Here is a 12,247-nt window from a genome sequence, read left to right as displayed (position 1 = left end):
TTCATGGATATTCCTGCCGCTGGCTGGTAAGCAGGATCATGCTGAGCGCGGCGCAAAATCTTCCCGAAGACCCAGCTTTGCTGAAGGCGATAATCGCCGACTTGCAGGCGGAAAACGCGAAGCTGGCGGCAACGGTCCGTGCACATGATCTGGTGGTTCAGGCCCTGCGTCTGCGCATTGCAAAACTGAAGAAGCAGGCCTTCGGCAAATCCTCGGAAAAGATCGAACGCGAGATCGAGCAGCTGGAACTGGCCCTAGAGGACATTCTGGTCGCCGCGGCACAAACCGTCGCTTTGCCGACGGATGTCGAAGAGGATGAGGCCACTGCGCACGTAGACAGCGCACGGGCCATGGCCCGGCGTCCGCGCGTTGCGTCCGACACGCCGCGCGAGCGAAATGAACTCGACCCGGGCGCCGCTTGTCCCGATTGCGGGGGCGAGTTACGCCTCGTCGGCGAGGACGTGAGCGAAATCCTCGAGATGATCACAGCCAAGCTGAAGGTGATCGAGGTAGCGCGGCCGAAGAAGTCCTGCCGCTGCTGCGAGAAAATGGTGCAGGTGCCGGCTCCGAGCCGCCCGATCCCCGGCAGCATGGCCGGCAGCAGCCTGCTTGCCTACGTGCTCGTCTCAAAGTTCGACGATCACTTGCCGCTGTACCGGCAGAACGAAATCCTTACCCGCATGGGCGCTGACATTCCCCGCAGCACGCTGGCTGACTGGTGCGGCAAGGCGATGCGAACCCTGCAGCCCCTGATCGAGCGTATTGAGGCATCGGTCCTGGCCAGCACCGTCATCCACGCCGATGATACACCGATCCAAGTGCTGGATCACACAAGGCGGGCCCAGGGGCTCGGTAAGGGCGTGAAGCAAGGCAGGATCTGGGGTTATGTCTGCGATCAGCGCCCGTGGAACGGTCCGGCACCGCCGGGTGTGGTCTATCGCTTTGCCCCCAACTGGAAGGCGGAGCATGTGCAAAACCACCTTTGCAATGCGAGCGGCATTCTCCAGGCCGACGCCTACAAGGGATATGCGAAGCTCTATGAGCCCGGCGCAGACGGCGAACCGCGCTTCCGGGAAGCTGCCTGCTTCGCCCATTGGCGACGTGACTTCCACGACATCTGGAAAGCGAACAAATCACCGATAGCGCGAGAAGCCCTCGATCGCATCGGCCAGTTGTACGACATCGAACGCGAAATCGCCGGGAAACCTGCCGATGTTCGGCGTGCCATCCGCCAGGAGCATAGCAAACCCAAACTCGAGGCATTGCGCGCCTGGGCCGAGCAGCAACTCACTCGCATCCCCGTCAAGGGCGACCTGGCCAGCGCCATTAGGTATGGCTTGGGTCGCTGGCAGGCCTTCTCACTGTTCATCGAAGACGGGCGCGTCGCCATCGATAACAATGCCGCTGAGCGAGCCGTGAGACCTATCGGTCTCGGAAGACGCAACTGGCTCTTCGCGGGCTCCGAAGCAGGCGCTGAAACCCTGGCGCGGGCCATGACGCTTATTGAAAGTGCCAAGATGAGCGGACTGGATCCGCAAGCTTATCTCGCCGACGTGCTCGGCCGTATCCATGATCATAAGATCAACCGGATCGAGGAATTGCTGCCTTGGAAATGGGTGCCCTTGCTACCGTTGGCAGAGGTAGCCTGATGGCCACGATCACCCATGTGCACACACTGGCCTATGCTGCCGAAATGCTCGGCGAGGACGTGGAACTGTTGCAAGCCATCATCTGGAGCGGCGACAATCTGACATACGGCAGCATCATCAGCGTTTACACTGGCCCGGATGAGACCATTACGGCGCTCACCGACGATGGCGTCGACGAATTGTCAGATATGCTTCGAGAAGCACGCCGCACCACCCAGACCTGGCACGGCTTTCTCGATGCCTTCGTCGGCGACCCCGAACTCGCCACTCGCTTCAAGGCCCAACCACCGCGGTAACAATCGGACGGTTACGAAGGATCGATGTTTCACAAGGTATAAGGCGGTAAAAGCTTTCCAAAAAAAATCTATAAATCAGCATGTAAGTGTCTTTGGAAGAGCCACGCCTACTCGCGGTATCTCACGCAAGTGTATCCTGAACGTATCCTAAATGTGGCTGATTGCGGAATTAGGATACAGCTTCCCGGCGGCGGCGGTTCAAATCCTGCCCCCGCAACCACATCCAGTCCCGATCCGACCGTCCCGCTCTGTCCGGTACCGTCCACGGGCGAACGCTTTCCGAACGATATCACATATTTTCGACCATCCCGGCGGACTGTCGTGCGTCCCAATGCATCCCGTTCGATACCCCCACGGTCATTTGCTGTGGGGGTATTTTTGGGGGTATTTTCCTCGCGATACCCCCAGACGGATACCCCCACGTGTCGCTCAAGGAACTTGAGGTCAAATATGCCACCAAGCGCCGCCGGCCGTACAAGCTCGCCGATGGCGGCGGGTTGCATGTCCTGGTGCAACCGTCGGCTCAAAGCTGTGGCGGATGAAATACCGCTTTGGCGGCAAGGAAAAGCTGCTCAGCTTCGGCAAGTACCCCGATGTGTCGATGGCCAGTGCGCGCTCGATGCGCGACGCGGCCAAGGCGCTGCTCGCGCAAGGCAAGGACCCGGGTGTCGCGCGCAAAGTCTCCGCACCTGCGCCCGCGTTCACACCAGAGAGCTTCGAGGTGATTGCGCGCCAGTGGCATGCCAACCGCACCGAAGGGCTTAATCCGACCCACGCCGGGCGTTTGCTGAACCGCTTCGAGCGTGACGTGTTTCCGGCCATCGGCGCGCGGCCGATCGGCGAAATCACCGCGCCCGAAATCCTCAAGCTGCTCCAGGCCGTCGAGAATCGCGGCGCGCTCGATGTCAGCCGGCGCATCAAGCAGTCGATCGGGCAGGTGTTTCGCTATGCGATCGCCAATGGCTGGGCCACTAATGATCCGTCGATTCACCTGACCGGGGCCCTCAAGCCGCGGCCGAAGGTTCGGCACATGGCGCGGCTGCTGCTCCAGAGGCTTCCTGAGCTGGTACAGGCGATCCACGACTATGATGGCGACGAGGTCCCCGGCGGCGTGAGATCACGCCAGAGGCGCTGCTGTTCACCCTGTTGACCTGGTCTCGCACCAGCGAGACGCGCTTTGTTGCCTGGCATGAGTTCGAGGACCTCGATGGGGTGAACCCACTCTGGCGCATTCCGGGTGAACGGATGAAGATGGATCGCGAGCATATCGTCCCGCTTTCGCATCAGGCAGTCGACCTGCTGCGGCGCCAGTTACGGGAGACCAACGGCGAACGTCTGGTGTTCCCAGGCACCAAGATTGGAAAACCCATCTCACAGAACATGATGAGCTATGCGTGCTATCGCATGGGCTAGCGCGGCCGGCAGACCGTGCACGGTTTCCGCGGGATGGCTTCGACCTGGGCCAACGAGCAGGAAGTCTACAATTCCGACTGGATCGAACTGGCGCTCGCGCATTCCGACGACGATGAGATTCGCGGCGCCTACAACAGCGCGCTCTATCTAACCCCCCGCCGGCGAATGCTTCAGCATTGGGCCGATACATTGAGCCGTGCGGCCGACGATCAGGCGTTGCCGTCAGAAGGTGGCGTCATCAGCGCGGGTGCGGCGCCCCTCTGCAGCAAATCGGACGCCGGAAATGTGGTGGCCTTTCGACCGGCGTTGCGATCTCCACGGAGCCCCCGCCCAGCGTGATCTCCTGCGTGCACATGAGAGGGGCCTGGGGGTGGCACCCCCTAATTGCAATTGAACCCATTTCCGGCATTATCCTCGAGCGGGCTACGGGGAGATTGTTTATGCGTCCGTATGAACGTGCCAAGATCGCCGCAGGCGAAGAGCGGCGCCAGCTGACTGTGCAACTGCGGTCGGAGGGCCGAACATTTCGGGAAATCGCAGCCAAGCTCGGCGTCAGCCCTGCTCGGGCAAGTCAACTCTACCACCGGGCGCTCGAGCTTAATCGCGAGAGGCAGCGTCCCGTTGCTGACACAGTTACTCCTCAGACACCGGTTGAGGAGCTTCCCATCAGTCAGAGAACTGTAGTTGCGCTCCAATACGGGAATTATAGGACGCTGGCCGACTTATTGCCCATTGATAGGGAGCGAATACAGCGGTTGCTGATGTTGCCCAATTTCGTTCGGGCAAACTTGGAAGAAGTCATCGCGCTGGTTGCAAGTCTTGGGTGATCCGCTTTGGTGCGCCGATCCCGGCTAAACGAACATACAGCTCCCCCTCGATAGAGGGCCACCCATTGGGATTCCGATTTCACCGGGTTGGATGCCGGCAGCGAGGTGGTCAATACAGACATATCACCCTGTTTTTCGGGTTACGGCGGTTCGCTATCGGAGTAACCGTGCCAAACGACTGTATTGATCTCAAGTTCAGCCGGCCAAATCAACCCACGATAATTGCACTTATCATATAAGCGTGTTTGACGCATCTTTATAAGATGCGCTACAGCGGCCGCTATGGAGGGCAGAGCATCAGAAGGGCAGGAAAGCCCTGAAACCGGCGAATTCGACGCCTCTGGCGCTGTGACGGCCGCCCTGACGCCGGCGGCGATGTCCGAGCTTGCCTGGACTGCTACCCAGATGCGCGCCGAAGCCCGTATCGTCGTCAACGCTGAACTGATAGCCGCTTACCAGGCCGCCAGCTCGCCGCACTCGGTCCGCGCGCTGAAATCCGATCTTGAGGCATTCGACTTCTGGTGCCGACGCATGAAGAGGATCGCGCTACCAGCGAAGCCGTAGATCGTCGCCGACTACCTCGATGCGCGGGCAGGGAAGGGGGCAAAGCCTGCCTCGCTCGGGCGCTACAAAGCATCGATCGCCAAAATCCATCAGCTGCTCGACCTCAAGGATCCCACCCAGGCTGATCTCGTGAAGTTGCGGCTGCGCGCGATCCGGCGCGAGAAGGGCACCGCGCAGGCTCAGGCGCGTCCGTTGCGCTTCAAGGGGCCGGTGCGAGACGTGGAGCGCGACAGTCCCCGCGGGCTGAATGTGCGGGCATTGCTGGAAGCTTGCGCGGACGATCTGCCGGGCCTGCGGGATCGAGCGCTGTTGTCGGTGGCCTACGACACGGGGCTGCGCGCATCGGAGCTTGTTGCGATCAAGGTGGATGACATCCTCGAGGCGCTTGATCCAGAGGCGCGCCTTCTTGCGATCGCGCGCAGCAAGGGAGATCAGGAAGGCGAGGGGGCCACAGCTTATCTGTCACCACGTTCCGTGCGGGCGATCGCGGCGTGGAAAGAGGCGGCAGGGATCGACGCAGGGCCATTATTCAGGCGGGTGCAGGTCAGGCGCTACAAGGCGCGGGCAGCCGTGAAGGGCCGTCCGATCGCGAGCATCTCGGGCCGGGAGACGTGGGATTTGCGCAAAACGCTGTCAAAGCCCGCGGTCAAGGCGCGGATCGAATATGACATCGGTGCCGCGGCGCTCCATCCGGGATCGATCGGACCGATCTGGCGGGCAATAATCCAGCGCGCGTTCGACTGCGGCGCATTGGGAGACCTGACCGCTGATGATCTGTCGCGGCTTCTAAAAGGGATCAGCGCGCATTCGACGCGTGTGGGTCTCAATCAAGACCTGTTCGTCGCGGGAGAAGATCTGGCCGGAATCATGGACGCGTTGAGCTGGAAAAGTCCGCGCATGCCGCTCGCCTATAATCGCAACCTGGCTGCTGAAGCAGGAGCGGTTGGTCGTCTCGCGCGCAAGCTGGAATGACTGAGCTTGGGACAGAACTTAGCTTGGGCCAAAGCGGCCATGCCTGACGAACCTGCCGATTGTCTGGCTTCCCAACAATCGGCCATTCGCATCTCTGCCAGAGGGGCCTGAACCGTTCGAAAACCTTGGCTATAGGCCGAGGTCACTCAGCGCAGGATGATCGTCAGGACGACGGCCTACCGGCCAGTGGAACTGACGATCCTCTTCGCGGATCGGTATCTCATGCTTGCTGAAAGCGTAGGGTCGGTTGCCGATAGACCACTCATAAGCTTCAACGGGCGGTGGCCGCCAACTCGATGAGCGCTTCCACCTCGTCGGGATGAGACACCATGATGGAGTGCGAGGCGCCGGAGACAACAACGGTCTTCTTCGAATGGGCTCTCTCTGCCATGAACTTCATGGCGGCAGGTGGAATGTTCCGGTCGGCTGTCCCGTAGATCGCGTAGTTCGGGATCGTCTTCCACGTCGCAACGTCGGTCGGCTCGCTCAGCGCCGCCTTTGTGACCGGACGCTGCGTTGCGGCCATGGTCGCGGCGGTCGAGTCAGGGACGTCGCCGGCAAACTGGTGGTGGAACTTGCTGCTCTCGACGTAGAGGTCTTCGCCTCCGTCCGCGAGGGGCACGCTGGTAAGGGTGTCGCCCAAGGTGCTTCCCGGGAACTTGCCGCTCAGTTCGAGGGCATTCTCGCCCACCTCGGGAGCGAAGGCCGACACGTAGACCAGCGCTTTCACGTTGGCGTTGCCTTCGGCCGCCGCAGTGATGACCGGGCCGCCGTAGGAGTGGCCGACCAGAATGACCGGGCCATGGATCGAATGCACGAGAGCCGATATCGGCGCGGCATCCTGCTTCACGCTGCGAAGTCCGTTGGCCGCCGCGATGACTCGGTAGCCCGACTTCTCGAGACGGGCGATCACTCCAGTCCAGCTCGATGATCCGGCGAATGCTCCATGGACGAGGATGATGACAGGGCGGGGCTCCGTCTGAGCGCTCGCCGGCACGGAGGCAGCGAGGGCGAGATATGACAGGGCCGCTAGTAGAACTCTACGCATTGGGTCGTCCTTCCATTGCCGGCGGATAGAAGTCCGCGTCGAAGTGATGACCGAGTATTTGCCCGCCGAGAAACTCAGCACCATCATTCAGTAGTCTGTTTTTAGGCCTACCCTGGTATGGCCTTTCATCGCCGTCATCAGGCGTGGCCCGATGGAGCGGGGCGCTAGTTCGTATGGTCGACGACCGGGTATTTGCGCCTTCAGCGTGATACTCTAATCTGGCCGGGCAGGCCTCAACCTGTCAAGGCGTCGACGGTGTCCGATTGCTGCCCGGGAGGTGAGCAACGTTTTCGCTGTAGGCCATCTGCAACTGGCAAAGAAAAGGCCGACCCGAAGGCCGACCTTTAGTTAGGAGAGGATGCCTGAAAGGCACTTTGAAACTAGCTCCCGGTAGCGTCCCCTTCCAGCCAGACCTTCGTAGGTGGCGGGTCCACGTTGGTAGCGGCGGTTTCAGTCGACAGCTTCTTCCAACTCGAGTCCCAGCGCGCTGGCGACGCCTGCACCATAGGCAGGATCGGCTCGCAGGCAGTTGCCGACATGGCGACGCTGCACCTCCAGGCTCGCGCCGTTCATCGCCCGGGCCGTGTTTGAGAAAAGGACTTCCTGCTGGGCCGAGCTCATATTCCGGTAGAGGATGCCGGGCTGTTCATAGTGATCCTCGTCGACCCGGTGATCCCAATGATCGGCCAGATCGCCGATCGGCAGCGGAGTTTCCTTCAGCTCCGGATGGTCCTGCCACTCACCGGCGCTGTTGGGCCAGTAGGGCGTCGTGCCGCCGAGGTTGCCGTCGACGCGCATCTGCCCGTCGCGGTGATAACTGTGGAACGGGCACTTCGGCGCGTTCACCGGGATCGAGTGGTGATTGACCCCTAGCCGGTAGCGGGCGGCGTCACCGTAGGAGAAGAGGCGCGCCTGCAGCATCTTGTCAGGCGAGAAGCCGATGCCGGGGACGACGTTGGCTGGCGTGAAGGCGGCCTGTTCTACTTCGGCGAAAAAATTCTCGGGGTTCCGATTAAGTTCAACCTCGCCGACCGGGATAAGCGGATACTCTCCCTTTGGCCAGACCTTGGTGAGATCGAAGGGGTTGTGCCGGTGCACGCGAGCCTGTTCCTCGCTCATGATCTGGATGCAGAGCTGCCACCGCGGGAAGTCACCGGCGTCGATCGCCTCCATCAGATCGCGGCCGCTGCTCTCCCGGTCCTTGCTGACGACGGCCTCGGCTTCTGCATCCGTCAGGTTCTCGATGCCTTGCCGGCAGCGGAAGTGGAATTTCACCCATACGCGGCGGTTCTCGTCGTCGATCATGCTGTAGGCGTGGCTGCCGAAGCCGTGCATGTGACGGAAGCCGCGCGGGATGCCGCGATCGGACATGACGATGGTGACCTGGTGGAGCGCCTCGGGGAGCAGGCTCCAAAAATCCCAGTTGTTCTGCGCGCTGCGGAGACCGGTGCGCGGATCGCGCTTCACGACGTGGTTGAGATCGGGAAAGCGGAGCGGGTCGCGAAAGAAGAAGACGGGCGTGTTGTTGCCGACGACGTCCCAGTTGCCCTCCTCGGTGTAGAACTTGACGGAGAAGCCGCGGATGTCGCGCTCGGCGTCGGCGGCGCCGCGCTCTCCTGCCACCGTGGAGAAGCGCATGAACAGCGGTGTCTCCTTGCCGACCTCGGAGAAGATCTTCGCCTTCGTGTAGGCCGAGATGTCGTGGGTGACCGTGAAGGTTCCGAAGGCACCCCAGCCCTTCGCGTGCATGCGGCGCTCCGGGATCACCTCGCGGTCGAAATGGGCGAGCTTCTCGATCAGCCAGACGTCCTGGAGGAGGGCGGGGCCGCGCGGGCCAGCCGTCATGATGTTGACGTTGTCGACGACGGGCGTGCCCGCGGCTGTGGTCAGGTCGGTTCGCGCCATGTCGTGTCCCTTGTGAATCGTGCTTCGTTGAGGGGAGCGTAGTGCGCGCGCTCGCTGAGAGGCATTCGCCAAGGGTGTGGTTGATGACCGACCAAGGTATGGCGACAGGAAAGCTGTGCGCGCTCCCCAACGCTTTCATCCCTTATACCAGCGTCTGGATTGGCACCCTCGCTACTGCGGTGCGAGAGCGGTGAGGGGGGTGATGAAGGAACCCAGACAAGGAGCGATGCGCGCCGCGATTTTGCGATCCCGACCGGATACCTGATGGTCTTGGGGGAGGGGGACAAAGTCATCGCCTGCCTCGAGGCGCTCACCCGGGCCGAAACATCCCGTCCGCGGGTGTCTCCGGGTTCGGTTTCGTGGAGAAGGCCCGGTTCGGATTCTTCAACCATGCGAAGGGTGCCTATGATCCCGACGACTTCCACCGGCTCGAGATCACCAACCTCGATCGCACGCTTGCATGGAAGAAGGGCCGACCTTCGGTCCATTCGCACGCCAGCGGCGGCGGCGTCCTCTTCGGCGTGGTCGGCGGGCATATCCTCGCGCTGACAGTGGACAGGGGGTCGCTTGAGATCACGGTGACCCTGCATTCCGAGCGCTTTGATCGCCGGACCGAGCTATCGGTCGGGGGCTACGTGCTGCATCTGCCGTAGGCTACGCCCACTCTTAGGCAGCGATGGCCATACCAGTGTCCAGATTGCCCCTTGGCGATCTGCGGTCCCACCCTGACCGATGCCAGGCGTCGCGAGCAGCAGGAACGCCGCCTGCTCGGCCAACCCTGCATCGGAAAGGAATTCGCCCATGGGCAAGCAGTCGGGCGGACCACCGCTCATCCCAGCCTCCTTCTTCGGCATCGTCCTGGGCCTAGCCGGGCTATCGAACGCTTGGCGCGCTTCGCATGCGGCTTGGGGCACGCCGGCCTTTGTTGCGGATGTGTTGTTCGCAATCGCCGCCGCGGCGTGGCTTCTAATCGTCATCTTCTACGCGTTAAAGTGGGTCTGGGCGCGGGCGGCTGCGTTGCAGGAGGCCGAGCATCCGGTGCAATGCTGCTTCATCGGCTTGGCCGGGGTCAGCACGCTGCTGATCGCGCAGGGGGCACTGGCCTATTCGCGTCCGACGGCGGTCGTTCTGTTCATCCTGGGGGCCGGGTTCACGTTGTTCTTCGCGCTGTGGCGCACTGGACTGCTGTGGCAGGGAGGCCGTGCGACTGGAACCACGACCCCGGTGCTCTATCTCCCGATGGTGGCGGGCGGCTTCGTGACCGGGACCGTCGCCGCGTCGCTGGGATGGAAGGAGTGGGGACAACTCGCCTTCGGTGCAGGCTTCCTCACATGGCTCGCGGTGGAATCTGTGCTGCTGCTTCGCCTCTACACCGCGGAGCCCATGCCGCCGGCCCTGCGACCGACCCTCGGCATCCAGTTGGCGCCTCCGGCGGTCGGGGCCGTCAGCTACCTGGCGGTCGGAAATGGTGCTCCCGATCTCGTGGTCCATCTCCTGATCGGCTACGGTCTTCTCCAAGCCATGCTGCTGATCCGCCTGTCGCGGTGGATTGCGGAGCAACCCTTTGGTCCCGGCTATTGGGCTTTCACTTTCGGCGGGACCGCGCTCGCCGGTGCGATGGTGCATCTGGCTCCGGTGGATAGGGGCGGTGCGATCGCGACGCTGGCTCCGGTCGTCTTCCTTCTGGCGAATCTCGTCGTCGGGGGTATCGCCATCGGCACTCTGGCCCTGATGGTCCGCGGAAGATTGATCACGCCTCCGCCGATTTCCGCAGCGCCCATTCCCCCAGTAGCGCGGGTGGGCTGATGCCACACCGACGTCACCTGTGTCACTACCGAAGTCGGGGGCAAACCCGCCTAGCGTTCAATGGCCGGACCGCCCCACTCTTGCGAAAGATGTGTCCATCCAAACCCGGCGCCCGGAGCGCCGAATTCTCGCAGGGAAGGACGACCATGCACTGCAGCTTTTCCAAACGTCTCATGCTCACCGCGGCGCTCGCGGCGATGGCTCCGTCCGTGTCGATTGCGCAGACGGCACCGGCGCCGGTGCTTCCCATCGTCCGCGGTGACGCACGGTTGGCGACCTATGGGGAAACAATCGACAAGCTGGTCGCAGACTTCATCGATAAGCATAAGCTGCCCGGCCTGACGATGGCGATTGTCCAGGCGCCATACATTCCCCGGTCGGCCGGATACGGGAAGACGAGCCTTGAGCTGGACGAGCTCGCGTCTACCAAGACCATGTGGAACATCGGCCCGGTCACCCAGGCCTTCACGGCGGTGGCCATCATGCAGCTGAAGGAGGCGGGGAAACTGAAGCTCTCCGATCCGGCATCGAAGTATGTGCCAGAACTCCCGGCGGCATGGAGCCGCATCACCATTCTCCAGCTCATGCAGCACAGCTCGGGCATCCCCGACTATCGGACGCACATCGACGAGGCGAAGCGATACAAGCCGCACGAGCTTCTCAATCTCGTCCGCGCCGAGCCGCTCCGTTTCAAGAGCGGCTCGAAGGTGGCGCTGAGCGCAACGGACGCGACGCTGCTGGCACTCGTCGTCGAGCATTCGAGCGGTGTGCCCTATCGTGAATTCGTCCGGCGCCATCAGATCGAGACGATGCATCTCGAGAGCACGATGTTCGCCGACGAGTTCGGAGCGCGAGCCAAGATTGACCGTCCGGCGTCGCATCCGAACGACAATCAGCACTCGCGCTTCAAGGCAGAAGAGCCGTTCATCAATCCGGTCGAGCCGGCTACCGGTTACCGGATGGTCGGCGGGCAGATGACGAAGGTCGCCCCCGAGACGTCATCCAATCTCTTCGGCTTCGGTGACCTCTGGTCGTCGGCCGAGGACATCAGCAAATGGGACATCGGCCTCGCTGGATCGACCCTGATCAAGGAACTGGCGGATCGCGACGTCGTCTACATGCCCACCAAGCTGGCCAACGGCACCGTGGTCCCGGCGATGATCGGATGGGAGTTCACCCGCCATCCCGGCTTCATGGAGGTGAAGGGAGATTCGCCCGGCTTCAGCTCCTATCTCAGCCGCTTCACGGCTTCGGACGAACTCGTCTGCGTGACGTTGCTAACCAACAAGGAGGGCGTAGATCTGACGATCCTCGCCCGTCAGATCGCCCAAGCATACAAGGCGGACCTCGGGCCAGGCGTGGACCAAGCGCAGATCGTCGTCGAAGAGAGCAAATACGGCCCCGCCGAGACCGTCGCCCGGATCCGCAGCGCGCTCGCCGAGGCGAAGGTCCCCGTGTTTGCGACCGTCGACCATGCCGCCAACGCGCAGGGTGCAAATCTTCAACTTCGACCGACGACCGTGATCACCTTTGGCAATCCCAAGGTGGGGACGAAGCTCATGAACGTGACGCAGGCGATCGGTCTCGATCTGCCGCTGCGGATGCTCGTCTGGGAGGACGCCCGCGGACGCACCTGGGTCGGCTATCCCAACCTCGACGCTCTGGCGGCGCGATATCAGATCCAGGACGCCGCGACGATCGGGGCCATGACCATGTTCATGGACGGCATCGCGCGCCGCGCTGCCAACGTCTATGCATACTAAGGTG

Annotated in this window: 13 protein-coding genes; 11 read left to right on the top strand and 2 right to left on the bottom strand. The window is 62.3% G+C overall.

The genetic code is table 11. From position 1 onward, the window contains the following. Positions 1-38 precede the first annotated feature (38 nt). The 8 genes from tnpC to AC1VV3_RS20645 all read left to right on the top strand — a co-directional run bounded on the left by tnpC (position 39) and on the right by AC1VV3_RS20645 (position 5,721). Entirely contained in the window at positions 39-1,649 is a 1,611-nt protein-coding gene (tnpC, locus tag AC1VV3_RS20680; RefSeq protein WP_482962351.1) for an IS66 family transposase, read from the top strand. Then, on the top strand, positions 1,649-1,945 hold the full coding sequence (locus AC1VV3_RS20675; protein ID WP_431568171.1) for a hypothetical protein: 297 nt from the start codon (positions 1,649-1,651) through the stop codon (positions 1,943-1,945). The genes tnpC and AC1VV3_RS20675 overlap by 1 nt, the downstream gene beginning before the upstream one ends. A 538-nt stretch (positions 1,946-2,483) precedes the next feature. Beyond that, on the top strand, positions 2,484-3,095 hold the full coding sequence (locus AC1VV3_RS20670; protein WP_482962350.1) for a tyrosine-type recombinase/integrase: 612 nt from the start codon (positions 2,484-2,486) through the stop codon (positions 3,093-3,095). Next, positions 3,092-3,358: a tyrosine-type recombinase/integrase gene (locus tag AC1VV3_RS20665; RefSeq protein ID WP_431568169.1), complete on the top strand. Its 267-nt coding sequence runs from the start codon at positions 3,092-3,094 to the stop codon at positions 3,356-3,358. Before AC1VV3_RS20670 ends, AC1VV3_RS20665 begins: the two co-directional genes overlap by 4 nt. A gap of 33 nt (positions 3,359-3,391) precedes the next feature. After that, positions 3,392-3,697: a hypothetical protein gene (locus AC1VV3_RS20660; protein ID WP_431568168.1), complete on the top strand. Its 306-nt coding sequence runs from the start codon at positions 3,392-3,394 to the stop codon at positions 3,695-3,697. Positions 3,698-3,711: 14 nt separating this feature from the next. Beyond that, entirely contained in the window at positions 3,712-4,185 is a 474-nt protein-coding gene (locus AC1VV3_RS20655; protein WP_431568167.1) for a sigma factor-like helix-turn-helix DNA-binding protein, read from the top strand. 282 nt (positions 4,186-4,467) lie between these two features. Further along, a complete protein-coding gene (locus tag AC1VV3_RS20650; RefSeq protein ID WP_482962349.1) occupies positions 4,468-4,749 on the top strand; it encodes a hypothetical protein in 282 nt (93 codons plus the stop codon). Then, positions 4,750-5,721 carry a tyrosine-type recombinase/integrase gene (locus AC1VV3_RS20645; RefSeq protein WP_482963168.1) on the top strand — a complete coding sequence of 324 codons (972 nt, stop codon included), beginning with the start codon at positions 4,750-4,752 and terminating at the stop codon, positions 5,719-5,721. Between the two features lie 271 nt (positions 5,722-5,992). On the opposite strand, the gene AC1VV3_RS20640 is transcribed toward AC1VV3_RS20645, so the two are convergent. Next, entirely contained in the window at positions 5,993-6,769 is a 777-nt protein-coding gene (locus AC1VV3_RS20640) for an alpha/beta fold hydrolase (RefSeq protein WP_431568222.1), read from the bottom strand. A 450-nt stretch (positions 6,770-7,219) separates the two neighbouring features. Beyond that, entirely contained in the window at positions 7,220-8,674 is a 1,455-nt protein-coding gene (locus AC1VV3_RS20635) for a catalase (RefSeq protein WP_482962348.1), read from the bottom strand. A 257-nt stretch (positions 8,675-8,931) separates the two neighbouring features. Here AC1VV3_RS20635 and AC1VV3_RS20630 point away from each other — a divergent pair, with 257 nt between their 5' ends. From AC1VV3_RS20630 to AC1VV3_RS20620, 3 genes are all read left to right on the top strand, one after another. Beyond that, a complete protein-coding gene (locus tag AC1VV3_RS20630) occupies positions 8,932-9,327 on the top strand; it encodes a PCC domain-containing protein (protein ID WP_482963167.1) in 396 nt (131 codons plus the stop codon). A gap of 148 nt (positions 9,328-9,475) precedes the next feature. Then, positions 9,476-10,480, top strand: a complete 1,005-nt coding sequence (gene tehA / locus AC1VV3_RS20625; protein WP_482962347.1) for a dicarboxylate transporter/tellurite-resistance protein TehA — start codon at positions 9,476-9,478, stop codon at positions 10,478-10,480. Positions 10,481-10,626: 146 nt separating this feature from the next. Continuing rightward, positions 10,627-12,243, top strand: coding sequence for a serine hydrolase (locus tag AC1VV3_RS20620; RefSeq protein ID WP_431568163.1), 1,617 nt, complete (start codon positions 10,627-10,629; stop codon positions 12,241-12,243). The last annotated feature ends 4 nt before the right edge of the window (positions 12,244-12,247 follow it).

Source organism: Novosphingobium sp. BL-S-34 (assembly GCF_056857015.1).
The sequence above is the reverse complement of the archived record's forward strand: the minus strand, read 5'-3'. Positions and strand labels throughout refer to the sequence as shown.

Bases quoted from the DNA above. Each gene is read 5' to 3' on its own strand.
- tnpC (WP_482962351.1), top strand. From the start codon at position 39: ATGCTGAGCGCGGCGCAAAATCTTCCCGAAGACCCAGCTTTGCTGAAG.
- AC1VV3_RS20675 (WP_431568171.1), top strand. From the start codon at position 1,649: ATGGCCACGATCACCCATGTGCACACACTGGCCTATGCTGCCGAAATG.
- AC1VV3_RS20670 (WP_482962350.1), top strand. From the start codon at position 2,484: ATGAAATACCGCTTTGGCGGCAAGGAAAAGCTGCTCAGCTTCGGCAAG.
- AC1VV3_RS20660 (WP_431568168.1), top strand. From the start codon at position 3,392: ATGGCTTCGACCTGGGCCAACGAGCAGGAAGTCTACAATTCCGACTGG.
- AC1VV3_RS20655 (WP_431568167.1), top strand. From the start codon at position 3,712: ATGAGAGGGGCCTGGGGGTGGCACCCCCTAATTGCAATTGAACCCATT.
- AC1VV3_RS20650 (WP_482962349.1), top strand. From the start codon at position 4,468: ATGGAGGGCAGAGCATCAGAAGGGCAGGAAAGCCCTGAAACCGGCGAA.
- AC1VV3_RS20640 (WP_431568222.1), bottom strand. From the start codon at position 6,769: ATGCGTAGAGTTCTACTAGCGGCCCTGTCATATCTCGCCCTCGCTGCC.
- AC1VV3_RS20635 (WP_482962348.1), bottom strand. From the start codon at position 8,674: ATGGCGCGAACCGACCTGACCACAGCCGCGGGCACGCCCGTCGTCGAC.
- tehA (WP_482962347.1), top strand. From the start codon at position 9,476: ATGGGCAAGCAGTCGGGCGGACCACCGCTCATCCCAGCCTCCTTCTTC.
- AC1VV3_RS20620 (WP_431568163.1), top strand. From the start codon at position 10,627: ATGCACTGCAGCTTTTCCAAACGTCTCATGCTCACCGCGGCGCTCGCG.